At 73.5% G+C, this 23,292-nt stretch carries 21 protein-coding genes; 16 read left to right on the top strand and 5 right to left on the bottom strand.

Going from position 1 to position 23,292, the window contains the following annotated elements; translation table 11 throughout:
* The first annotated feature begins 1 nt into the window (after position 1).
* From AB0G16_RS27440 to AB0G16_RS27405, 8 genes are all read left to right on the top strand, one after another.
* On the top strand, positions 2–1,348 hold the full coding sequence (locus tag AB0G16_RS27440) for a cytochrome P450 (protein ID WP_362810848.1): 1,347 nt from the start codon (positions 2–4) through the stop codon (positions 1,346–1,348).
* The gene (locus AB0G16_RS27435; protein WP_362810845.1) at positions 1,345–3,801 is read left to right on the top strand and encodes a KR domain-containing protein; all 2,457 of its coding nucleotides are present in this window, start codon (positions 1,345–1,347) and stop codon (positions 3,799–3,801) included. Before AB0G16_RS27440 ends, AB0G16_RS27435 begins: the two co-directional genes overlap by 4 nt.
* 24 nt (positions 3,802–3,825) lie before the next feature.
* Complete coding sequence (locus tag AB0G16_RS27430) at positions 3,826–5,061, top strand: cytochrome P450 (RefSeq protein ID WP_362810842.1); 1,236 nt, start codon at positions 3,826–3,828, stop codon at positions 5,059–5,061.
* Positions 5,062–5,101: 40 nt separating this feature from the next.
* Positions 5,102–6,931: an asparagine synthase (glutamine-hydrolyzing) gene (gene asnB / locus AB0G16_RS27425; RefSeq protein WP_362810840.1), complete on the top strand. Its 1,830-nt coding sequence runs from the start codon at positions 5,102–5,104 to the stop codon at positions 6,929–6,931.
* Between the two features lie 48 nt (positions 6,932–6,979).
* A complete protein-coding gene (locus AB0G16_RS27420) occupies positions 6,980–7,786 on the top strand; it encodes a class I SAM-dependent methyltransferase (RefSeq protein ID WP_362810838.1) in 807 nt (268 codons plus the stop codon).
* Positions 7,787–7,850: 64 nt separating this feature from the next.
* Positions 7,851–8,189 carry a TcmI family type II polyketide cyclase gene (locus AB0G16_RS27415; protein WP_362810835.1) on the top strand — a complete coding sequence of 113 codons (339 nt, stop codon included), beginning with the start codon at positions 7,851–7,853 and terminating at the stop codon, positions 8,187–8,189.
* A 27-nt stretch (positions 8,190–8,216) separates the two neighbouring features.
* Positions 8,217–9,242, top strand: coding sequence for a methyltransferase (locus tag AB0G16_RS27410; RefSeq protein WP_362810833.1), 1,026 nt, complete (start codon positions 8,217–8,219; stop codon positions 9,240–9,242).
* Positions 9,239–10,912 (top strand): FAD-dependent oxidoreductase, encoded by a 1,674-nt coding sequence (locus AB0G16_RS27405; protein ID WP_362810830.1) that lies wholly within the window; start codon positions 9,239–9,241, stop codon positions 10,910–10,912. The genes AB0G16_RS27410 and AB0G16_RS27405 overlap by 4 nt, the downstream gene beginning before the upstream one ends.
* A gap of 75 nt (positions 10,913–10,987) precedes the next feature.
* On the opposite strand, the gene AB0G16_RS27400 is transcribed toward AB0G16_RS27405, so the two are convergent.
* Both AB0G16_RS27400 and AB0G16_RS27395 read right to left on the bottom strand, forming a co-directional pair.
* Positions 10,988–11,356 (bottom strand): DoxX family protein, encoded by a 369-nt coding sequence (locus AB0G16_RS27400; RefSeq protein WP_362810827.1) that lies wholly within the window; start codon positions 11,354–11,356, stop codon positions 10,988–10,990.
* Positions 11,357–11,542: 186 nt separating this feature from the next.
* The gene (locus tag AB0G16_RS27395; protein ID WP_362810824.1) at positions 11,543–11,710 is read right to left on the bottom strand and encodes a hypothetical protein; all 168 of its coding nucleotides are present in this window, start codon (positions 11,708–11,710) and stop codon (positions 11,543–11,545) included.
* 291 nt (positions 11,711–12,001) lie between these two features.
* Between AB0G16_RS27395 and AB0G16_RS27390 the strand changes: the two genes are divergently transcribed.
* The 8 genes from AB0G16_RS27390 (at position 12,002) to AB0G16_RS27355 (ending at position 17,607) form a co-directional block, all read left to right on the top strand.
* Positions 12,002–13,045: a methyltransferase gene (locus AB0G16_RS27390; RefSeq protein ID WP_362810821.1), complete on the top strand. Its 1,044-nt coding sequence runs from the start codon at positions 12,002–12,004 to the stop codon at positions 13,043–13,045.
* Entirely contained in the window at positions 13,042–13,383 is a 342-nt protein-coding gene (locus AB0G16_RS27385) for an antibiotic biosynthesis monooxygenase family protein (RefSeq protein ID WP_362810818.1), read from the top strand. Before AB0G16_RS27390 ends, AB0G16_RS27385 begins: the two co-directional genes overlap by 4 nt.
* A complete protein-coding gene (locus AB0G16_RS27380; protein WP_362810815.1) occupies positions 13,380–13,775 on the top strand; it encodes a cupin domain-containing protein in 396 nt (131 codons plus the stop codon). Before AB0G16_RS27385 ends, AB0G16_RS27380 begins: the two co-directional genes overlap by 4 nt.
* Positions 13,768–15,030 (top strand): beta-ketoacyl-[acyl-carrier-protein] synthase family protein, encoded by a 1,263-nt coding sequence (locus tag AB0G16_RS27375; protein ID WP_362810812.1) that lies wholly within the window; start codon positions 13,768–13,770, stop codon positions 15,028–15,030. Before AB0G16_RS27380 ends, AB0G16_RS27375 begins: the two co-directional genes overlap by 8 nt.
* A complete protein-coding gene (locus AB0G16_RS27370) occupies positions 15,027–16,244 on the top strand; it encodes a beta-ketoacyl synthase N-terminal-like domain-containing protein (protein ID WP_362810809.1) in 1,218 nt (405 codons plus the stop codon). Before AB0G16_RS27375 ends, AB0G16_RS27370 begins: the two co-directional genes overlap by 4 nt.
* A gap of 82 nt (positions 16,245–16,326) precedes the next feature.
* A complete protein-coding gene (locus AB0G16_RS27365; RefSeq protein WP_362810806.1) occupies positions 16,327–16,584 on the top strand; it encodes an acyl carrier protein in 258 nt (85 codons plus the stop codon).
* Between the two features lie 2 nt (positions 16,585–16,586).
* Positions 16,587–17,060 carry an SRPBCC family protein gene (locus AB0G16_RS27360; RefSeq protein ID WP_362810804.1) on the top strand — a complete coding sequence of 158 codons (474 nt, stop codon included), beginning with the start codon at positions 16,587–16,589 and terminating at the stop codon, positions 17,058–17,060.
* A 70-nt stretch (positions 17,061–17,130) separates the two neighbouring features.
* Complete coding sequence (locus tag AB0G16_RS27355; RefSeq protein WP_362810801.1) at positions 17,131–17,607, top strand: pyridoxamine 5'-phosphate oxidase family protein; 477 nt, start codon at positions 17,131–17,133, stop codon at positions 17,605–17,607.
* Positions 17,608–17,640: 33 nt separating this feature from the next.
* On the opposite strand, the gene AB0G16_RS27350 is transcribed toward AB0G16_RS27355, so the two are convergent.
* From AB0G16_RS27350 to AB0G16_RS27340, 3 genes are read right to left on the bottom strand one after another with little or no spacing between them, the layout of a single operon-like run.
* Positions 17,641–19,764: a TOMM precursor leader peptide-binding protein gene (locus tag AB0G16_RS27350; RefSeq protein WP_362810799.1), complete on the bottom strand. Its 2,124-nt coding sequence runs from the start codon at positions 19,762–19,764 to the stop codon at positions 17,641–17,643.
* The gene (locus AB0G16_RS27345) at positions 19,757–21,832 is read right to left on the bottom strand and encodes a hypothetical protein (RefSeq protein WP_362810796.1); all 2,076 of its coding nucleotides are present in this window, start codon (positions 21,830–21,832) and stop codon (positions 19,757–19,759) included. Before AB0G16_RS27345 ends, AB0G16_RS27350 begins: the two co-directional genes overlap by 8 nt.
* Complete coding sequence (locus AB0G16_RS27340) at positions 21,832–23,292, bottom strand: SagB family peptide dehydrogenase (RefSeq protein WP_362810793.1); 1,461 nt, start codon at positions 23,290–23,292, stop codon at positions 21,832–21,834. Before AB0G16_RS27340 ends, AB0G16_RS27345 begins: the two co-directional genes overlap by 1 nt.

Raw genomic sequence — 23,292 nt, 5'->3', positions numbered from 1 at the left:
GATGACCGCACCCACCGCGCCGGGACCCGAGGGCCGCCACCTGATGGGCGCGCTGAGCAGCTTCAAACGCGACTCGCTGCGCCTGCTCACCGACCTTCAGGGGTACGGGGGCATCGCCCGGGTCCGGCTCGGCCCCTACCTCGTCCACCAGCTCACCGGCCCCGACTTCATCAAGCACGTCCTCCAGGACAACATCGGCAACTACCGGCGCGGACGCTTCTACCAGGGCTTCAACCTGTTCATGGGCCGCGGCATGCTCACCACGGACGGCGCCGAGTGGCGCGCCCGCCGCGACGTCAGCCAGCCGTTCTTCCAGCGTTCCTGGCTGAACGGCGCCTCCGGGGTGCTCACCTCGTGCGTCGAGGAGCTGATCGAGCGCTGGGCCGGTCCCGCCGAGAGGGGGGAGGAGGTCGAGCTCGTCGACGAGATGATGTGGCTGGCCATGGGGATGCTCAGCCGGATGCTCTTCGGCGTCGACCTGCGCGACAGGTACCGGGAGCTGGCGCCGGCCGTCCGCTTCTCGCTCAAGGCCATGATCCTCACCGGCGAGGTGAGCCAGATGCTGCCGAGCTGGGTGCCGACGAAGTACCGCCGTGAGCTGAAGCACTACCAGGGCGTGCTCAACGGCGTGATGGACGACGTGATCGCGCTGCACCGCGCCGGTGGCGGCGACCCCGACGACCTGGTCAGCGCGCTGCTCAAGGCCACCGACGCGGAGACCGGCCGCCCGTGGACGGACCGGCAGATCAGGGCCGAGCTGAAGACGCTGTTCATGGCCGGGCACGAGACGACCGGCTGCGCGCTGGCGTGGACGCTGTACTCCGTCGCCCAGCACTCCGACGTGCGCCGCAGGCTCGAGGAGGAGGTCGGCTCGGTGCTCGGGGACCGCGTGCCGACGCCCGAGGACCTGCCCCGGATGCCGTACCTGCGCCAGGTGGTCGACGAGTCGCTGCGGCTGTACCCGCCGATCTGGGTGTTCCCGCGCGACCTGGTCGAGGACGACGTGATCGGCGGCTACCACGTGCCGGCCGGGACGACCCTGCTCATCCCGCCCTACGCCGCCCACCGCGACCCGGCCGTGTGGGAGAACCCCGAGGCGTTCGACCCCGAGCGGTTCTGCCCGGCGGGCCGGGGCCCGGCCCGGTACACCTACCTGCCCTTCGGCGGCGGGCCGCGGCGCTGCGTCGGCTACTCCATGGCGCTGCTGGAGATGCAGTTCGCCGTGGCCATGATCGTGCGCCGGTACCGTGTCAGCCTCGTCCCCGCCCAGCAGATCGCGCCGATCGGCCTGGTCTCCCTGCGGCCCGCGCGCGGGATCCGCATCCGGCTCACCCGGACCGGCCCGTGAGCGCGACGGCCACCACCCCCGTCCACCGGTACGTCTGGGAGCCGGCCCCGGCCCCGGTCCTGCCCGCGCACCCGTCGCGGGAGCTGACCGGCCGCCGGATCGCCGTCGTGGGCGGCCTGGACCGGACCGCCGACCGTGTGAGCGCCGAACTCGCCCGGTTCGGCGCCGTCCCCTGGCGGATCGGCGACCCGGGTGTGCCGGACGCCGTCGTGGACCTGACCCTGGCCGCCCCGTTCGACCCGGTCGACGCGGTGAGCTGGGAGAAGCCGCTGCTGCGCACGCTCGCCACGCTCCGGCACTGCTACGACGACTGGGCGCGGGAGAGCGACTGCCGCCGCCTCGGCTACCTGGCCGTCACCTACCAGGGGGGCCACATGGGCTACGGCCGGACGCCCGCCCACCAGCCGCTGGGCGGCATCTGGGCGGGCCTGGCCAAGACGCTCCACCGCGAGCTGCCCAACGTCAACGCGCGAATCGTCGACGTCGACGACCCCGAGTGCCCCGACCTGCCCGGCATCGTGGCCCGCGAGCTGTACCGGTGGGGGCTCTGCGAGGTCGGCTACCTCGGCGGCGTACGTCACACGCTCGTCCCGCGCGCCCGCCAGGCGCCGCCCGCCACGGCCGGGCCGGGCCCGCGGGACGTCGTCCTGGTCTGCGGCGGCGGGGTCGGCATCGGCCACGCGCTGGCCGTCGAGCTGGCCCGCCGGCACGGCTGCGAGGTCGTCGTCACCGGCCGCCGGGCCGCGCCGGACGGGACCGAGGAGTGGCTCGACCTCGACGAGGACGGGTTCGACGCCTATCGCCGCGACCTGATGCGCCGCGCCGCCGCCGAGGGGACGCTGCGCGAGACGCGGATCGGGATCGAGCGACTGGCCCGGCAGCGGGAGCTGAGCCGCAACCTGCGCGCGGCGGCCGGTGAGGGGCTGCGCGTCCGCTACGAGGCCTGCGACCTCACCGACCCGGTCGCGGTGCGCGCCCTGGTGGCGGGGCTGGGACCGCGGCTGACCGGCGTGGTCTACATCGCGGGCGTGGACCGGCCGGCCAGGCTCCCGGCCAAGGCCGACCAGGACGTCCTGGCCGGGGTGGCGGTGAAGGTGACCGGTTTCCTGCGCCTGTTCGACGCCGTCCGCGACCGCGACCTGGCCTTCTTCTGCAACGCCGGGTCGCTCACCGGGCGGCTGGGCGGGATGACGGGCGAGCTGGACTACGCGGCGGGCAACGAGGCGCTGGCGCGCCTCGGCCTGTGGGCCGACCGGTCCGCCCCGTTCCGGACGATCACCGCCTGCTGGCCGCTGTGGCAGCGGCTGAGCGCGTCCACGAACGTCGACGCCGCGCTGCGGTACATGACGGCGCTGGACCCCGCGCAGGGCCTGGACCTGTGGTGCCGCGAGCTGGTGTCCGGCTCGGGGGAGGTGACGTTCCTCGGCCGGCTCGGCCAGGCACTGCGTCCCGTGCAGGCCGCGCAGTTCGTCGTCGAGCACCCGCTGCCCGGGTTCGACACCGCCTACCCGCGGATCTTCCACCTGGGGGAGCCGATCGCCTACCGGCCGCCCGAGCGGCTGGTCACGCGCGTGCGCTTCGGCGCCGACACGGTCCCCGCGTTCGGCGACTTCCTCGTCGACGACAGGCCCGCGCTCCCGGTGAGCCTGCTGCTGGAGAGCGCGCTGCGTTCCGCGGAGTGGACGGTGCCCGAACAGGGCGCCCCCCGGATCCCGTCCGAGCTGCGCGACGTCGAGGTCGACCTGGCCGCCCTGGCGACGGACGGCGGCGAGCTGGTCCTGGACAGGGAGACCGTCGCCGGGGACACAGGCACGACCGGGGGCGCCGGGGACGGAGGGGGGCGCTGGAACGCCTCGGTGGTCTTCCGCAGGCCGTCGGACGGCGCGGTGGTGGCGCGGATGACCGTGGGCTACGGCGAGCCGGACGAACCGGGCCTCTCCGCACCCGCCCTCCCCGTAGGGGAACCCTCCGCGCCGGTCCTCCCCACGCCGGTCCTCTCCGCGCCGGTCCTCTCCGCGCCGGAACCCTCCACGCCGGCCCTGCCCGTGCCGGGGGAGGGCGAGGGGACGGGCGCGCCGCCGGGTGAGCCCGCCCACCCGGGCCTGCGCCGGCGGGGGGCGCTGATCCCGGCGGCCCGATGGCGCGTGGACCCCGCCGGCGCCCCCGCCGGGGACGTGCCGCCCTGCTGGCCCGCCGACCTGTGGGCGGCCGACATGGTGCCCGCGCACCGGCTGCCCGTCGCCGCGGTGGAGAACATCGTCGGGGCCGCCCCGGGCCGGGGCCGGCGGCTGCGCGTCTCCCGCGTCGCCGTCCACGCGGACATCCCGCCGGCGGACCTCGTCATCGGCGTCACCGGCGTCACCGGCCGGGCCTCCGGACGGACCTGGGTCGCCGTGGACGCCGGCACCGCGCGGCCGGTCCTCACGCTGCACGATCCCGAGCTCGGCACCTGACGGCCAGGAGGAGAGGAGACGCTCATGGCGAAGGTCACGATGGCGGACATCTACCGCCAGGAGCACATCGACGACCCGTACCCGCTGTACCGCCGGGTGCGCGAGGCCGACCCGGTGTACTGGGACGACACGATGGGCGACGAGGGTGCCTGGATGGTCACCGGCTACGCCGCCGCCCAGACCGCCCTCATGGACCCCCGGCTGTCGGCCAAGCGCCCGCACTGGGGCCCCGACCGGCTGCCCGGCGACCCCGAGCTCGACTCCGCGCACCGCGCGATCGACCAGCAGATCGTCGTGAGCGACGCGCCCGAGCACACCCGGCTGCGCCAGCACCTCACCCGGCCGTTCCTGCGCCGCCGGGTCGACGCCATGCGCGAGGACGTGACCAAGCTCACCCACGCCCTGCTGGACGCGGCCGTCGACGGCGAGTCCGGCGAGATGGACGCGATGGACCGCTTCTCCTTCGCGCTGCCGGCCATCAGCCTCACCGGGATGCTCGGCATCCCCGCCTACGACCAGCGCTACCTGTCGTGGATGCTCAGCCTGGGCCTGCTCATCGACGACGGCCCGCTGAGCCGCTCGCACCACCGCAAACTGCTCGGCGGGGTCGCCGAGTACACCGACTTCTTCGCCCGGCAGATCGCCGACCGGCGCGCGGCCGGCCCCGGGGGACAGAAGGAGGTCCTGGTGCAGACGCTGGCCGACCACTACACCGGCGGCGGCTTCGCCAACGCCGAGGAGCTGCACGGCAACCTCGCCTTCCTCCTCACCGCGGGCCAGATCAGCACCGCCCACCAGATCGGCAACACCCTGCTGCACCTCCTGCGCCACCCCGAGGCCTACGAGCGCCTCAGGGCCGACCCGGCCGCCGTCCCCGCCGCGACCGCCGAGTTGATGCGCTACGACGCCTCCATCCAGCTCACGAAGCGGCGCGTGCGCGAGCCGTTCGAGCTGGGCGGGCACGAGCTGGAGACGGGCCAGGAGGTCTTCGTGTGGATCGGCGCGGCCCACCGCGACCCCGAGGAGTTCGCCGACCCCGACCGGCTCGACCTCGACCGGACCGGGGTGAAGCACATCGCCTTCGGCCACGGCGTCCACTACTGCCTCGGCGGCCGGCTGGGACAGCTCGTCCACGACGTGGCGGTGCAGGCGTTCGTCGAGCGCGTCCCCTCCCCGCGGCTGCTGACCGACAAGATCGAGCGTTCGGTCATGCCCACCTTCCGAGGACCGTACAAACTGCCCGTCGGTTTCGGCCGATGAGCGCCCACCCCCACCACCTACCACCGAAGGAGAACCGAGCATGTGCGGCATAACCGGATGGGTGGACTTCGAACGTGATCTCACCGCGGAGCTGCGGCTGCTGCGCGAGATGGCCGACACCATGGCGTGCCGTGGCCCCGACGACGCGGGCGTGTGGGCCGACACCCACGTCGGCATCGGTCACCGCAGGCTCGCGGTCATCGACATCGAGGGCGGCACCCAGCCGATGACGGCCGAGCGGGACGGTCGCGTCCTGGCCGTCCTGACCTACTCCGGCGAGGTCTACAACTACCGCGAGCTGCGCGAGGAGCTCAAGACCAGGGGCCACCGCTTCCGCACGGCCAGCGACACCGAGGTGGTGCTGGCGGCGTACCTGGAGTGGGGCGAGAACTGCGCGGACCACCTCAACGGCATGTTCGCGTTCGGGGTGTGGGACGTCGCGCGGCAGGAGATGGTGCTCGTCCGCGACCGCCTGGGCATCAAGCCGCTCTACTACTACCCGACCCCCGGCGGGCTCGTCTTCGGCTCGGAGCCCAAGGCGATCCTGGCCAACCCCCTCGTCAGGCGCGCCATGGACCTCGACGGCCTCCGCGAGATCCTGACCTTCACCAGGATCCCCGGCAGGACCGTCTACCAGGGCATGTACGAGGTGCTCCCCGGCGAGATCGTCAAGGTCGGCGCGAACGGCCGCACCTCCAGGCGCTACTGGAAGCTGGAGGCGCGCCCGCACACCGACGACCTGAAGACCACCGTCGACACCGTCCGCGGGCTGCTGGAGGACATCGTCGACCGGCAGCTCGTCTCCGACGTGCCGCTGTGCGTGCTGCTGTCGGGCGGCCTCGACTCCAGCGTGCTCACCGCCCTGGCGGCCAGGAAGCTCGGCGAGCGCGGCGACAGGGCCCGCTCCTTCGCCGTCAACTTCGTGGGCGAGGGCGAGGAGTTCACGGCCGACGACATGCGCGGCACCATGGACGCCCCGTTCGTCGCGGAGGTGGCCCGCCACGTCGGCTCCGACCACACCGACATCGACCTGGACGCCAGGGAGCTGGCCTCGGCGGCGGCCCGCGGCGCGGTGCTGAACTCCCGCGACATACCGATCGGGCTCAGCGACATGGACGCCTCGCTGTACCTGCTCTTCAAGGCCATCAGCGAGCGCTCCACGGTCGCGCTGTCGGGAGAGTCCGCCGACGAGCTCTTCGGCGGCTACATCTGGTTCCACGACCCGAACGTGGTCAACGCCCCGGTCCTGCCGTGGACCGCGTACGGGGCGATGGACCACACCGCGCTGTTCGACCTGGGCCTGCTGCAAAAGCTCGACCTGCAGGGATACCTCACCGACCGCTACCACGAGGCGATCGCCGAGGTGCCGCGCCTGGAGGGGGAGAGCGGTCTGGAGCGCCGGATGCGCGAGATCAGCCACCTGCACCTCACCCGCTTCCTGCAGCTCATGCTGGACCGCAAGGACCGCACCAGCATGGCCTGCGGGCTGGAGGTGCGCGTGCCCTTCTGCGACCACCGGCTCGTCGAGTACGTCTTCAACGTCCCCTGGTCGATGAAGACCCACGACGGGCGGGAGAAGAGCCTGCTGCGGGCGGCCGCCGCCGACCTGCTCCCGCAGTCGGTCCTCGAACGGCGCAAGAGCCCCTACCCCTCCACCCAGAACCCCGCCTACGACCAGGCGGCCAACAGGGAACTCGGCGCCATCCTCGACGACCCGGGATCGCCCATCCACTCGTTCCTCGCCAAGGACAGGGCCCGGGTGAGGGCGGACGGCAACGGCCCCGCCGGGCGCATGGAGCGCAACCTCCTCGACAACACGCTGCAGATGAACACCTGGATCGCCACCTATGACATCAGCGTGGACATCTGACCCCATGGACGCCCGGCACGGCACGCCCGACCAAGGAGAGGAAGCCTCGTGACCCCATCGCCGGCATCACAACCCCTGGAGACAGAGGACGGCCTCTGGGACGAGCAGGCCAACGACTGGGCGGAGATCCAGGAGGCGCAGTGCACGCCGCTGTTCGAGGCGGCGCTGAGCGAGATGAACGTCGGACCCGGCACGACCGTCCTGGACGTGGGCTGCGGCTCCGGCCTGGCCCTGGCGATCGCCGCCGGACGGGGCGCGACGGTCAGCGGGCTGGACGCCTCGCCGGAACTGCTGCGCATCGCCCGCCGGCGGGTGCCCGCGGCCGTCGAGCTGCGCACCGGGCACCTCGACCGCCTGCCCTTCGACGAGTGTGCCTTCGACGTGGTCATGGCGTACAACGCCCTGCGTTACGCGGCGGACCCGGTGGCCACGGTCGCCGGGTTCGCCCGCGCGGCCAAGCCGGGCGGCGTGGTCTGCGTCGGAGGCTGGGGCGAGCCCTCCAGATGCGAGACGACCGCGTTCCTGTTCTCCGTGGTCATGGCGCTGCCCGAACTGCCCCACGGCAGCCAGGGAGACGCGCCCAACACCCCCGAGCAGATCCGCGCGGTCATGCGCGCCGCCGGGCTGGAGCCGGAACGGACCGGTGAGGTCTCCTGCCCGTTCGTCTACGAGAGCCCGCAGGCGGCGTGGCTGGCGCTGAGCTCGACCGGGCTGCTCCGCTTCGCGGTCGCCCGGCTCGGCGAGCCCGCCGTCCGGGACCTGTTCGACACCGCCTTCGCGCCGGCGGTGCGCGACGACGGCACCGTCCGCCAGGAGAACGTCTTCGAGTACTCGATCGCCCGCGTGCCCGCGTGATCCCGACGATCGCACGGTCCCGACGACCGCGCGTGCCCGCACGGTCCCGACCTCAGGAGAGCCCATGCACACCACCCTCATCGTCGCCCACTTCAAGCCGGGCAGCGAGGCCGAGATCGCCCGCCTGTTCGCCGAGTCCGACGCCACGGAACTGCCGCACATCATCGGCGTCAAGCGGCGCAAGCTCTTCACCTTCCACGACATCTACATCCACATGGTGGAGGCGGAGCAGCCGGTGGCCGGGCCGGTGACGAGCCACCACGACAGCCCGCTGTTCCAGAAGATCAGCAAGGCGCTCGACGAGCACATCATGCCGTTCGAGGGCCGCTGGGGCTCGATCCAGCAGGCGTCGGCCCAGCAGTTCTACCACTGGGAACCCGGCTCCGGCGTGATCACTCCCTGACGTCCGGACCTACGAGAGGAGTTCGACATGACCGTCTCCGAACCTCAGCAGATGAACCAGCGGCCCCTGTTCGGTGTGCTGACCGGCACCTGGCTGTCCCAGGCCGGGTACGTGGTGTGCGAGCTGGGAGTCCCCGACCACCTGTCCGACGAGCCCCGCGACATCGAGGAGGTGGCCGCCGTCGTGGGCGCCCACCCCGACGCCCTCTACCGCGTGATGCGGGCGCTGGCGGCGGTCGGCGTGTTCGACGAGACGAGCCCGCGGCACTTCACGCTCAACGACGAGAGCCGGATGCTGCGCTCGGACTCCCCCTCGTCGTTCAGGCACTTCATCCTGCTCAACGGCATGGAGCACATCAAGCTCTTCGCCGAGCTGCTCGACACCGTGCGCACCGGCCGCCCGGCCTCCGAGAAGGTGTACGGCAAACACCTCTACGACTACCTGGGCGACCACCCGGAGCTGCAGGACCACTTCTTCGCCGCGCACGGCCGCACCGCCCCCCGGGTCGCCATGCGCGCCCTGTCGGAGACGGACTTCTCCGACGCGCGCACCGTCGTGGACCTCGGCGGCGGCGACGGCGCCCTGCTGGAGCACGTGCTCAAGGACAACTCCCACCTCAAGGGCGTCCTGCTCGACCTGCCCGACACCATCCCGTACGCCCGCGCCCGGCTGGAGGCGCAGGGCCTGGCCGACCGCTGCGAGCTGGTCGGCGGCAGCTTCTTCGACACCGTCCCGGCCGACGGCGACGTGTACGTGCTGGCCCACTGCCTGCACAACTGGAACGACGAGAGGTCGGCCGAGCTGCTGCGCAACATCCGCTCCACCATGCCGGGCCACGGCCGCCTGCTGATCCTCGAACACCTGCTGTCCGGGGAGGGCTTCAGCCTGGCCAAGCTGATCGACCTGCTGATGATGGCGGTCGACGGCAGGGAGCGCAGCGAGGAGGAGATCCGCGTCCTGCTCGACAAGTCGGGCTTCGAGATCCGGTCCGTGCGGACGGTGGAGTTCCCCGGCCTGCCGTCCGACAGCGTGATCGAGGCCGTCCCGGTATGACGATCGAGACGGACACGCCGGTACTGATCGTGGGCGGTGGGCTCGCCGGGCTGTCCACCGCCTTGTTCCTGTCGCACCGGGGGATCTCGTGCCTGCTCGTCGAGCGGTCCCCCGGCCTGTCGGCCCACCCGCGTTTCCGCGGGCTCACCGTCCGGTCCATGGAGCTGTACCGGTCGGTGGGCCTGGCCGAGCGGATCCAGGCGACGGGCACGCCCGGGGGCGACATCGGGGGCATCGCGCGGGTGAAGAACCTCGCCCACCCCGGCGCCGTCTGGGAGAAGACCGCCTGGGAGGACGACACCGCCCGGCTCAGTCCCGTCGACGCCTGCTCCTGCGACCAGAACAGGCTTGAGCCGATCCTCGCCGAGGACGCCCGCCGGCACGGCGCGGTGCTGTGGTTCGGCGTCGAACTGATCGGCCTGGACCAGAACGGCGACGGCGTCCTGGCGCTCCTGCGGGAGCGGTCCTCGGGCGCCGAGCACACCGTGCGCGCCCGCTACGTCGTGGCCGCCGACGGCTCGGGCGGCCCCTCCAGGCGGCTGCTGGGCATCGGCCGCAACGGTCCCGGCGTGCTCGGGCACCAGGTCAGCATCGTGTTCGAGGCCGACATCCCCCCGGAGCTGGACGGGCGCCGCTTCGGCGCCTGCTACGTGGAGGACGTCGGCGGCGCGCTGCTGCCGCGCGACGGCGGACTGTGGCAGGTGTCGGTCTCCTACTCCCCGGACAAGGGGGAACGCCCGGAGGACTTCACCGAGAGCCGCTGCCTCGAACTGATCGAGGCCGCCCTGGGGCGCGCGGAGCCGTCGGCGCGCGTGCGCGTGGCCGGCCCCTGGGAGGTGGCCGCCGCGGTCGCCGACCGCTTCCGGCGGGGACGGGTCTTCCTCGTGGGCGACGCCGCTCACGTCATGCCGCCCAGCGGCGGCTTCGGCGGCAACACCGGCATCCAGGACGCGCACAACCTGGCGTGGAAGCTGGCGGAGGTGCTCGACGGCACGGCGGGACCCGCGCTGCTGGACACCTACGACGAGGAGCGCCGGCCGGTCGCGGAGCTGACGTTGATCCAGTCGCTGGCCCGCATGCCGCTGTCCTGGCTGGGCGGGGACGGCGAGGCTCCGCCGCTGCCCCCGCAGCTCCCGCACAACACCGTCTCCCTGGGCTACCTCTACCGCTCGGCGGCCCTGGCCGACGACGCGTCCGACGACGCGTCCGACGACGCGTCCGACGACGCGTCCGGGCGTCCCGGTGGTCCCGGCGGGTTCGGCGAGGTGACCGTGGAGGATCCTCGCGAGCCCTCCGGCCGTCCCGGCTCGCGCGCGCCCCACCTGGTGATCGAGACGGACGGCGCGCGCAGGTCCACCCTCGACCTCTTCGGGGCCGGGATGACGCTGCTGACCGGGACGGGAACCGCCGCGTGGACCGTCGCGGCCGCGGAGGTGGCCGCCCGCCACCCGAGCCTGCGGCTGACCGAGTGGCGGATCGGTCCCGACGGCGACGTGCGGGACGTGGAGGGCCGCTGGCCCGGCGCGTACGGCGTCGGCCCGGACGGCGCGGTACTGGTCAGGCCCGACGGCTTCGTGGGCTGGCGGGCCCGCACGCTGCCGGACGACCCGGCCGGGGCCCTGGCGGCGGCGGTGGCCCGCTGCGTGGGCGCGGAGCCGCTCATGGCGTGACCGGGCCGGAGGGTCCGGCGGCGCGCGCCCGGCGCGGGCCGCCGGACCCGTTCGCGGGGTGGCGATCGACGGGCCTCAGAGGGTCGCCACCAGCAGTGCCAGGGTCACCGCCGAGAACACGACGAGGAACACCGGCATCAGCGCCGGCGGGCGCCGCTTCGGGTCCGAGTAGTCGCCGGCCCGGACGTGCGTGACGACGGCGCCGATCATCAGCAGCACGAGCCCGGCGGCGGCCGCCACGCCGAGCCACCTGACGGCCAGGCCGATCAGCAACCCGGCGCTGGCGGCCAGCTCCAGCGCGCCGATGACGGCCGTCATCCCCCGGCCGACGCCCAATTCCTCGAGCCCGGCCACGACCTTGGACTGGCCGAACAGTTTCATGGCTCCCGAGCCCAGGAAGGATATGGCCAGGATGACGCTCAGCGTCATGGCGGCTGTCTCCATCGATTACTTCCTCTTTCGATTCGCTCTTCGGTCGGAAATCATCTGGTAACGGAAATGCGGTTACCGGACAATGGTCAGACGATGGTATATTGTTAGTGCTTTCAAGTCAAGTTATATACAGTAACGCACACCCCCGGCGCGAAATCGCCCCAGGGGTGTGCGCGTTTACTCGGACCGGACCGGCGGTCAGTCGTCGGTCATGTGGCAGTACACCACCTCGTAGGCCTGCTGCTCGCCCTTGGTGAGCTCGCCGATGGGACGGAAGTGGGGCTCCACCGCAGGGTCGCGGACCATGGCCTCGAAGTCCTCGCGGCGTCGCCACTGGGTGTAGTCCACCACCAGATAACCGTCCACGCTGGCGTGGACATTTGTGGAGACATAGCCCGGCCGATGCTGGATTACCGCTTTGTGAGCGTCGATGATCCGGTCGATTAGCCGTTGCTGGTTGCGCGGTTCCGTACGGAAGACATTGATGAATGTAGCGACGTTCTGACCAGTGGAGATCTCGGCCATCGCTGCTGTGGTCCCTTCGTGCGAACGGGTTCACGGTCGGTGCCAGATTAACTTAACAAGGGCTATGAAAGATAGGCCGACTCAATTAGTCTGACCGCAGAAGAATCGCTCGAGAGGCAGAGGTGGATTTTCGTGAATGCACGAGCTGAAACTCCCGACTCGCTGCTTGTGACGAGACTGCGCGAACTCGGCATGAGCCTGGGCTTCGCCGGCGCGCTGCGCGCCGGCGTCAAGCTCGGCCTTCCCGACGCCCTGGGCGACGAGCCCGCCCACGTGAGCGCCCTGGCCTCCGCCGTCGGCGCCGACACCGAGACCCTGGACCGGCTGCTGCGCGCCCTGACCAGCCACGGCGTCTTCGAGGAGGTGGACGAGAGCCGCTACGCGCACACCGAGCTGTCGCGCCTGCTGCGCGAGGACGCGCCCGTGGGCGTGCGCTACATGGTGCTGTGGGCCAGCGCGCCGTGGACCTGGGAGGCGTGGCCGCGCCTGGACGACGCGGTGCGCACCGGCAAGGCCGTCTTCCCCGACATCTACGGCAAGGAGTTCTTCGCCTACCTCAAGGAGGAGGACGAGTCGTCGGCCCACGTGTTCAACCGGGCCATGACCCAGTCGAGCGCCATCACCTCCGCGGCCGTCGCCGACACCCTGGACCTGACCGGGATCGGCACGGTGGCCGACATCGGCGGCGGGCAGGGCCACCTGCTGCGCACGCTCCTGGAGAGGCACCCCGAGGCCCGCGGCGTCCTGTTCGACCTGGAGACCGTCGTCTCCGGCGCCGACGCGGCACTGCTGCCCGGCGGGCCGCTGGCCGGCCGCGCCACGGTCGTCGGCGGGGACTGCCGCCGGGAGATGCCGGTGGAGGCCGACCTGTACATCTTCAAGAACGTCCTGGAGTGGGACGACGAGAGCACCTACAACGCCCTGCGGCGGGTGGCCGAGGCCGCCAGGCCCGGAGCCAGGGTGGCGCTCGTCCAGAACCTCGTCGAGGACAGCTCCGAGATGAAGGTCACCACCACGATGGACCTGTTCCTCCTGCTCAACGTGGGCGGCAGGAAGCACACCCGGCGCAGCCTGGCCGGCCTGATGGAGCGCGCGGGCATCCGGCAGGACGGGGTCCGCCCGGTGCCGGACACGAGCCTGCACGTCATCGAGGGCACCGTGCTGGAGTCCAGGTGAGCGCGGGGGAGGGCCGGCTGCGCGTCCTGCTGCACCTGCGGGCGCAGGGGGAGCGGGAACTGGTCACCGCCTACGACGGGATCCGCCGGGAGGTCGCCGAGGCCGACGGCCACGTCAGCGACCAACTCCTGCAGTCGCTCGACGACCCGGGGCAGTGGCTGATCACCAGCGAGTGGGAGACGCCCGAGCACTACGCCCGGTGGGCGCGCGGGCACAGGGTCGACGAGCTCGCCGCCCCGATCGTCGAGGTCAGCGAGGACCGCCGGCACATGCGGTACGCCGTCCGCCGCCACACGGTGCGCGGTGAAGAGGGGACCGGGAGAGAGGGACCGGCATGACGACCCAGGACATCCGCATCGTGGACCTCGACGAGGTGCCCGGCAACACCAAGCGCGGCGGTGACCTGCGTGTCCTGCTGAGCTCGAAGACCGTGGGCGCCACGTCGGGCTACATGGGGGTCGCCGTGCTCAAGCCGGGCGAGCGCGTCAACGAGCACTACCACCCCTACTCCGAGGAGTACCTCTACGTCACCACCGGCGCCGTGACGATCGACCTGGACGGCGTGCCGCACGCGTTCGGCGAGGGCCAGGCGCTGCTGGTCCCGATCAACGTCCGGCACCGGGTCCGCAACACCGGCGACGCCGAGGCGCGCATCGCCTTCTTCCTCACCCCCCTCGCCCCCCGCCCGGAGCTCGGTCACGTGGACACCGAGGAGGGGCCGGGTGACTAGGGGAACGGTCGTCACCGGTGTCGGGGTGGTGGCGCCGGGCGGGATCGGCGCCAAGGCGTTCTTCGAACTGCTCACGGAGGGCAGGACCGCGACCCGGGCCGTCACGCTGTTCGACGCCACCGGCTTCCGCTCCAGGATCGCCGCCGAGTGCGACTTCGACGCGACCGCGTGCGGGCTCGACGTGCAGAAGGCGGCACGCATGGACCGCTACGTCCAGTTCGCCGCGGCGTCGGCCGTGGAGGCGCTGGCCCACGCCGGTCTCTCCGGCGACTGGGCCGACCCGTGGCGGGTGGGCGTGTCGCTGGGAACCGCCGTCGGCGGGACCACACTGCTGGAACGCGACTACGTCGTGGCCTCCAACAAGGGCCGGGACTGGCTGGTCGACCACCGCTACGCCTCGCCGTTCCTGCACTCGGCGTTCTCCCCGGGGCCGCTCGCGGGCGAGATCGCCGAGCTGGCGGGCGCCCGGGGCATCGTCCAGACGGTGTCCACGGGCTGCACGTCGGGGCTGGACGCCGTCGGCTACGCGCACCAGGCGATCAAGGAGGGCCGGGCGGACGTCATGATCGCGGGAGCGGCCGACTCGCCGATCTCGCCCATCACGGTGGCGTGCTTCGACGCGATCCGGGCCACCTCCGCGCGCAACGACGAGCCGCACCGGGCCTCCCGGCCGTTCGACCGCGACCGGGACGGCTTCGTGCTGGGCGAGGGCGCCGCCGTCCTGGTGCTGGAGGAGCGCGAGCACGCCAGGCGCAGGGGCGCCACCGTCCTGTGCGAGATCGGCGGGTACTCCACCCACGGCAACGCCTACCACATGACCGGGCTGACCCGGGAGGGCGTCGAGATGGCCGAGTCCATCACCCGCGCCCTGGAGGAGGCCGGGCTCGCGCCCGAGGACGTCGACTACGTCAACGCCCACGGCTCGGGGACCAAGCAGAACGACCGGCACGAGACGGCCGCGTTCAAGCGCGCGCTGGGCGAGCACGCCCGCGCCGTCCCGGTGAGCTCGATCAAGTCCATGGTCGGGCACTCCCTGGGCGCGATCGGCTCCATCGAGCTGGCGGCGTGCGTGCTGGCCATGCAGGAGGGGGTCGTCCCGCCCACCGCCAACCTGGAGACACCCGACCCCGAGTGCGACCTGGACTACGTGCCGGTCCACGCCAGGCAGGCGCGGCTCGACGCCGTCCTGTCGGTGGGCAGCGGGTTCGGAGGTTTCCAGTCCGCGGTGGTCCTGGAGCGTGGAGGGGCCCGGTGAGCCGCACACCGGTGATCACGGGGATCGGCGTCATCGCCCCCACCGGCGTGGGCGCCGAGGCGTACTGGGAGGCCACCCGCGAGGGCGCGTGCGCCATCGGGCCGATCACCCACTACGACTCCGGCTCCTACCCCCTGACCGTGGGCGGCGAGCTGCCGGGCTTCGACGTCACCCGCTACGTCGAGCCGCGCTGGGTCGTCCAGACCGACCGGTTCACCCACATCGCCATGGCCGCCGCCCAGATGGCGCTGGGCGACGCCGCGCTCGACCCCGCCGGGCTGTCCCCGTACGCGATGGGGGTCGTCACCGCGAGCTGCGCCGGCGGCGTGGAGTTCGGCCAGCGGGAGATCCAGGACCTGTGGACCGAGGGGCCGGGCGCGGTCGGCCCCTACCAGTCGATCGCCTGGTTCTACGCCGCCAGCACCGGCCAGATCTCGATCCGGCACGGGCTCAAGGGGCCGTGCGGGGTGCTGGTCACCGACGAGGCGGGCGGGCTCGACGCCGTCGCGCACGCCGGGCGGGAGATCCGGCGCGGGCGCGTCGCGATGCTGGCCGGCGGGGCCGAGGCGCCGTACGCGCCGTTCTCGCTGGCCTGCCAGTACGGCCACGGCCTGCTCAGCCGCGAGGGCGACGCCTCCCGCGCGTACCTGCCGCTCACCGCCGGGGCCGGCGGGTTCGTGCCGGCCGAGGGCGGTGCCCTGCTGGTGGTGGAGGAGAGCTCCGCGGCGCGGGAGCGGGGCGCCACGCCACGCGCGGTGATCGCCGGGCACGCCGCGACGTTCACCGGGGGCTTCCGCCCGGACCGCTCGGCCGAGGGCCTGGCGCGCGCCGCGACGGCGGCGCTCACCGAGGCCGGCAGGTCCGCCCGGGACGTCGACGTGATCTTCGCCGACGCGCTGGGCACCCCCGAGGCCGACGGCGCCGAGGCCGAGGCCGTCCACCGGGTCTTCGGATCGCGGGCCGGAGCCGTGCCGGTGGCCGTGCCGAAGGCCGGCACGGGCCGCGCGTACGCCGGTTCGGCGGCCATCGACACCGCCTGCGCGGTGCTGAGCATGGAACGGGGGCTCATCCCGCCCGCGCCCAACCTGACCGACCCCGCCCACGGGCTCGACGTCGTCCACGGCGCGGCCAGGAAGGCCGACCTGGACACCGTGCTCATCCTCGCCCGCGGCCTGTACGGCGGCAACTCCGCCCTCGTCCTCACCCGCCCCTGAACCGCACAGCCGTGAACCCCGCACCCGTGAACCCCGCATCCATGACCCCAGGCCCCATGACCCCCGGACCCAGGAGGAACCCATGACCAGGATCATGCTGACCTACGAGGAACTCGCCGAGATCGTGAGCAAGAGCGCGGGGGTCAGGGTGGCCCCGGAGACCCTCGAATCGGACAGCGTGCGGTTCGAGGACATCGAGGTCGACTCGCTCGGCCTGCTGAGCATCGTGGCCGAGCTGGAGCGCCGCTACCGGCTGGAACTCGGCGTGGAGGCCGAGTCCAGCGAGACGCCCAGGGAGCTCGTCGACATGGTCAACACACTCACGCCGAAGGGAAACTGATCGTGGCCGCGCACACCGAGAACGAGATCGTGATCGACGCGCCGTTCGACCTCACCTGGGACGTCACCAACGACGTCGCGGGCTGGCCGGAGCTGTTCAGCGAGTACGCCGCCGCCGACGTGCTCGAACGCGACGGCGACCGGGTGCTCTTCCGGCTCACCAAGCACCCCGACGAGCAGGGCAGGGTCTGGACGTGGGTGTCGGAGCGGGTCGCCGACCGCGCGAGCCGGTCGGTCACCGCGCGGCGCGTCGAGACCGGCAACTTCGAGTACATGAACATCCGCTGGACCTACGAGGAGGTCCCCGGGGGCACGCGCATGGTCTGGGTCCAGGACTTCCACATGAAGCCGGAGGCTCCCGTGGACGACGCCTGGATGGAGAAGAGCATCAACGACAACACCAAGATCCAGATGGCCCTGATCAAGGAGAGGGTCGAGGCGCGCCACCGCGCACGCGACGCCGTCCGCCGGCCCTGACCGGGCGCGCACCGCGCCCGCGACGCCGCCCGCAGGCCCTGCCGGGCACACCAGAGAACGGAGACAACCGTTGTCCAGCCAGAAGCTCCAGGCCCTCGTCCGGAAGACGATCTCGAAGCAGACGTTCTGCACCATCGCCACCTCGTCGGCGGCCAACCGGCCGCACGTGGCGGGGATGCTCTACGCGGAGACCGGCGGCAAGCTCTACATGGCGACGCTGGAGAGCACGGTCAAGGCGCGCAACGTCCGGCAGAACAGAAACGTCGCGATCTGCGTGCCGTGCCGCCGCTACCCCTTCAGCCCGCCGTTCACCCTGCAGTTCCAGGGCACGGCGGAGATCCTCGACGCCAAGGACCCGCACATCCAGGACCTCATCGGGACGGGCCGCCTCAAGGCGATCACCTCGCTCGGCGAGGCCGAGATGGAGGGCATCTGCTTCATCGTCGTGACACCGGGACGCCGGGTGGCCACCTACGGGCTGGGCCTGTCGCTCATGCAGTGGATCCGCTCCCCGCTCCACGCCGCCGGCAGCGTGGAGCTGTCCTGACGCAGGGGCGCCACGGGGGCGCCGCCGGCCCGCTCACGGGAAGGGATGAGGGTACGCGCCGACGTGCCCGGGGAGCGGGTCGCGGTGCCCGAGCAGGCCCGGAACCCGGTACAGGCGCGGCAGGCCCTCCAGCCGCCGCCGGTCGTGGCCGAACGTCATGGGCAGCGTGCCGGGGATGAGGACCTTGACACAGGCGAACCCCCCGGCCCGGTGCTCGGGCGAGGTCTGGTCCACGACGAGCACGTCGAGCCCGTCGCCCAGGTAACGCCGCAGGAGCTCCTCCAGGTCGTCGCGCAGGTCGGCGTTCGCCAGCGCCGCCGACGACGCCGGCGCGCCGGTGAGGTGGCGGACAGCCGGCGTCTCGGCCAGGAACCGCAACCGCCCGAACACCTCCGGGTTCCCGTAGAGCAGCGAGTGGTCGGCCATCCCGGTGACGAGGGAGGGATCGCGCGCCATGGCCCGCGCGGCGTCCCGCCGCGCGGGGTAGCGGCGCAGCAGGTCGCCGAGGGCGGGACCGAGCTCGCGCAGCGCGTTCTCGGCCGCCCGCTCCAGATCGGGGTGGGACCCGGCGGCGCACACCGCCTTGGGGCGGCCGTCGTCGTCGGAGGGGTTCACCGCCATCGCCCACACGCAGGGGATCCCCTGTTCCAGGGTCGTGTCGAAGACCGACACCCGGTAGCCGGTCCCGGCCTCCAGGGTGTGCGCGATGAGCGGGACGACGCGGTCCCTGGCGGAGCCGAGCTCGATCCTGGCGACCTCCATCCGGGCGTACCAGGTCATCAGGAACGCGTCCCGCTCGGCGACCTCCAGGACGCCGTGCAGGATCGCCTCCTCCAGGCAGCCGCCCAGGGCGCAGCCGTTGGAGATCTCGTACGAGAACGGGGGGCGCGCCGGGTCGGCGTGGCGAAGGCCGTAGTAGGCGTGCGCCTCCGGCACCAGGACCGGCGCCCCGCGGCCGAAGGAGTAGGCCCACACCCACCGGCACGCCGCGTCCTCGTCGAACGGGCGGAACGGGAAACCGGGCAGCCGGTAGGACTCCGGCGGGTGCAGGCCGAACGCCCGCGGGTCGACGGCGCTCTCCCTCAGCTCGGCGTAGCTGCCCGACACCGTCGTGCGCCTGCCGCCGGGCTCCATGCCGCCGTGGCGCTCCAGGGCCTCGAGCACCGCGGTCACCCCGCTGCTGTGGTAGTCGCGGGTCCGCCCGTAGCCGGACTCGACCGCGCCGCCACGCAGCCCGACGGTGGCCGCGGAGACGGCCAGGCCGCCGTCGTCGTCCCTGAACAGCTTCCTGACCAGGCCGCACTCCTCGTCCACGTAGATGCGTTCGAGGTCCTCCAGCCGCACCTTCCGCACCCGGTACACCGAGGGCGCGGGCTTCGGCCGCGACCGCAGCGTGACGCGGGCCCGCCGGGCGTCGTCCGCGGGCAGGGCGCCGCACTCCGCGCACCGGGGGACGGGCAGGAAGGAGTGCCTGCCGACGGCGAGGTCCGCCAGGTCGACCAGGAGCAGCGCCCCGGCCGTCCGCGCGGGCTCGCCGGAGCGGATCCGCCCCACCTCGTCGGCCACCAGCGCGGCGACGAGATCGGCGGCCTGCGGTGTCAGCCACGAGGAGGGCCGGTCGGCCAGGGTGTCCCCGTGCCGTTCCATCACCGCCTGATGGCCGAGCGGTTCCGGCCTGGCGCGGCGGCGCCGCTCCTCAGCGCACCACACGCACCCCGGCAGTCCGGGCCGCACGCGGGGGCCGACGACCACCCGGCCCAGCTCGGCGCGGACCGGCAGCCAGGTGAGGCGCCCGGCGGCGCACACCCTCTGGACACGCCGGTAGGGCCGGGTGTCCCACCCGTCGGCGGCCACGACCACCACCGGCCCGTCCCCGCGGGGCGCCACCGCGCCCGCCATATCCGCCGTGTCGGCTATGTCGGCCATGTGCGTGGAGAGCACCACGTCCGCGGAACCCGCCGTCCACCTCGCGTCCGCGCGGCCCGGGGGGCCCGCGGTGACCACGGCGTTCGTCGTGCCCCTCGCGTCCCCGGTGCCCGCGGCGATCAGGACGTCCGCCAGGCCGGGAGCGTCCGTCCTGAGCGGCCCCAGGGCCGCGGCGACGGCGTCGGCGATCATGCCGTGGCCGACGAGCACGCACCCGGTGTGGTCAGGCATCGACGAGCACCACCTGGACGATGTACGGCACCAGCGAGGCGACCGCCGGATCGTGGTCGAGGGGCACGGCGAGGACGCGCCGTCCCCGCCGTTCCAGGGCGGCGCCGACGGCCGCCAGGTCGAGCGCGGGACCGGAGCCGGGTGACCGGAGGGCGCGCCCGCGCAGCGGCCCGGGCAGGCGGGGCGGGGCCGGGGGAGCGTACAGGGACTGGTCGTTCTCCCGTGCCTGGAAGTGCAGGAGCGCCTGCTCCAGCGCGTCGGCCACGGCCCCGGGCACCGACAGCGCGCTGGCGCAGGCCACCGGCTCGGAGTCCAGGCAGCACAGGACGGCGGGCACGCCGAGCGACCCGGTGACGTCGAAGACCTCCAGCGGTTCCCCGACGACCGCCAGCATGGCCCGGTAGCGCTCGCCCCTGGCGTCCAGCCGCATCCGGTCGAGCGGCAGCCGGGCGAAGGGGACGGTCGCCGCCGCCAGTTCCGCCACGGTCAGCCGGTGGCACTGCGCGACGACCCCGGCCTCGACCGCCTCCCGCCAGCTGTAGGCCGCCGCGGCGCCGACGGGCGGCCCGAACGGATCGGGCGGCCCTGGCGGCCCCGGCGGCCCGGACGGGCGCACCGGCTCGGACGGCCCCGGCGGAACGGGTGTGCCGCCGGTCGCGCGCAGCCATGGGAACGCCTCGGCCGCGTCGACGAGGCGCGCCTCGCGCGTCCCCGGGACGTGCCCCCAGACCAGCCCGTTCACCCGCCCCTCCCTCAGCGCCGCCAGTACCCGCACCGGGTCGTCGCCGGGCCCGGCCGCCGCCCGGCCGTCGGCCGTGACGAGCCGCCGCGGATCGACCATGAGCGAGCCGTACGCCGCCAGTGCCCGCAGGACCGCGCGGTAGCGCGCCCGCGCCACGCCGGGCCCGGCGCCGGTCACGGTGGGCGTGCGGACCGGGCCGGCCAGCCCCACGGGATCGGAGACCTGGACCGCGCAGACGTGCAGCGGTATCTGGGCGAGGCGGCCCTCGCCCGGCTCGCCCACCACGCCCGCCGGGTCGCGGGCGCACAGCGCGGCCCGGCGGGAGAACTCCTCCTCCGTCAGCGGGGGCTCCCGCTCCAGCTCGGCGACCCGGCGCAGCAGGTCCGCCCGGGAGACGACCGCCCCGCCGGGACGGCTGAACGGGTGCGGCAGGAACGGGCAGCGCCTGCTCTCCAGCGTCGTCAGGTCGATCTCGACCATGGCGCTCTCGTCGGGCCGGACGAGCTCCGTGCCCGTGCGCAGGACGCCCTGGGCGAGGCGGGCGGCCACCGCCGCGGCACCGGCCGCCCCGGGCCGGGCGGGCCGGTCGCCGGGCAGGTCCATCCGGCGCGCGGCGAGCCTGAGCCGGCCCGAGGACCAGCTACGGCCGCCGTCCGGCACCGCGCCGATCGGCCCCAGCCAGGCGCGCCCGTCCGCCGCGACGGCCTGGACCAGCCTGATGCCGCGCTCCGCGCAGAGCCGGTCGATGAGCTCGGCCCGCTCGACCACGGGCCGGTCGGCGGCGTGGACCACGAGGCCGACGCCGTCGAGCAGGGGGGCGATGGCCTCCTCGGTGGCCCGGCTCACGTGCCGGTCGCCGACCGGCAGCGGGCCCGGGTCGCCGTCGGTCACGTTCACGACCTCCACGTGTCTCAACCCGGAGCGGCGGGCGGCCTGCGCGCAGGCCCTGAGCAGCCGTCCCGAGCCGAGGAAGAGCGAGACCGTCCGCCGGTGGCGCTGGAACGCCTCGATCGGGTCCGCGCGGAAGTAGCCGACGAACGCGGCCTCGCCGAGGTAGGGGCCCGGCAGGAACGTCTCGGCCAGGTCGCGGACCACGCCGCGCTCGATCAGCAGCGCGATCAGCTTGCGGACCAGCTCGCGCCGCTGGGCGGGCAGGTGCTCGGTGAGCTCGGCGAGCGTGTGACGGCCGTCCAGGTACGGTGCCAGGAGATCTACCAGCTGGGCGATCGAGCGTCCTCTGATGGAGATCGAGCCCTCGTGGGTGAGCATGTACACGCCGTCCGGCGAGGCGGCGCGGTAGGTGTCCGGCCGCAGTGAAAGACCCATCAGCGCCCGTCTCCCGTCACGCCCGCCGCCCGGCCGCCGAGCGCGATCTCGCCCACGCTGCCCTCCGTCGCGGGGTCGAGCCCGGTGGCCTCGGCGAAGGAGGCGGCCTCGCCGGCGCCGAGCGCGCACGCCGCCAGTCCCATGGCCGTGGCCGCCAGGCCGATGCTCTGGAACAGCACCCCGACGTGCTTCAGGATCAGCGAATACGGTATGTCGTCGTACCTCGCCATGAGTTCGGCGAACCGCGCCGCCATCACGATCAGTACCTGGGGTCGCGACCCGGTGGCGGTCGCACGGCCCGCCAGGTGGAGCAACCGGGTCACCTCCGGCCCCGGCCCGCGGACGAGACGGAGCCGGTGACGGTACGGGTCGTAGCGGTACATGCCGGGGTCCAGCCCCGCGGCGAGGCGGACGACGAGGTAGATCTCCAGTTCGTAGACGGCCCCGCCGGAGGGGTAGGGCCGGTCGGAGTGGCGGGTGCCGTCCAGCTCGAACGAACCGCGGACCCTCGCGCAGCGGTACAGCAGCTCACCGAGCTGGGCGGCGGTGACGGGCGCGGAGTCGTCGTGCTCGCGGATCGAGCGCCGCTCCTCCATCACGCGGGCCAGCGGCGGATCGTGGCGCCGGAGCCGGTCCAGGTCCGGCCGGTGCAGGTCCACGACGACACCGCCGGGCACCCGCGCCTCGGCCGGGACCGGAGCCGTGACTCCAGCCGTGGCCGGAGCCGTGGCCGGGGCCGTGGCCGGGGCGGCGGACCCGTCCTGGTCCGGGTCGCGGCGGAAACCCCGCCCGGGGTCGCCGGCCCGGGTGCGGTGGTGGAACCACAGCTCGTGCGGCCGCCACAGCCGCGCGTGCGGCTCGGCGTCCCCGCACGGCACCGCCAGGCCGGTCCACCGCAGATCCCGGAGCGCGCGCGCCACCACCGGGGCGGGCAGCGGCTCCGGGCCGGCGATCCGGCCGGCCGCGCCCGCCGGACCGGCGAGCCGGCCGAGCAGGGCCGTCACGGCGACATCGTGCACCTCCACCTCCGCCCAGGCCAGCGGTGACTCGACCAGGAGGGCGTCCCCCTCGCGGCGCATGACCGCGAAGCGCGAGAGCACCAGGTCGCCGGGGTGCCCGGCGGGCACCGGCGCCGGGGGCGCCGGGCGCAGTGCCCGCACCGTGTAGAGCGGCCGCTCGTCGTGGCAGACCGTGGTCATCAGCCAGCCACCGGCCCGCAGCGCCTCGACGAACCCGTCCACCTCGTGCCCGGGCGCGGCCGCGCGCAGGTCCGCCGCCGCGCAGGGGGCCGCGGCCAGGCACCGCAGCACGGTCTGTCTCCACATGGCCCCCTCCGTGAACGACTCACCGCGCCGCCACGTCAGGAGATGCAGGCTTCCCTCCGCCGAGACGGCACTGTAGACCCCGGGGCGGAGCCGCAGCAGTTCGGTGCATCCGGTGGACGCACGAGTGCCGTACAT

This window comes from Streptosporangium sp. NPDC023615, from assembly GCF_040640155.1.
Classification (GTDB): Bacteria; Actinomycetota; Actinomycetes; order Streptosporangiales; family Streptosporangiaceae; genus Streptosporangium.
The sequence above is the reverse complement of the archived record's forward strand: the minus strand, read 5'-3'. Positions and strand labels throughout refer to the sequence as shown.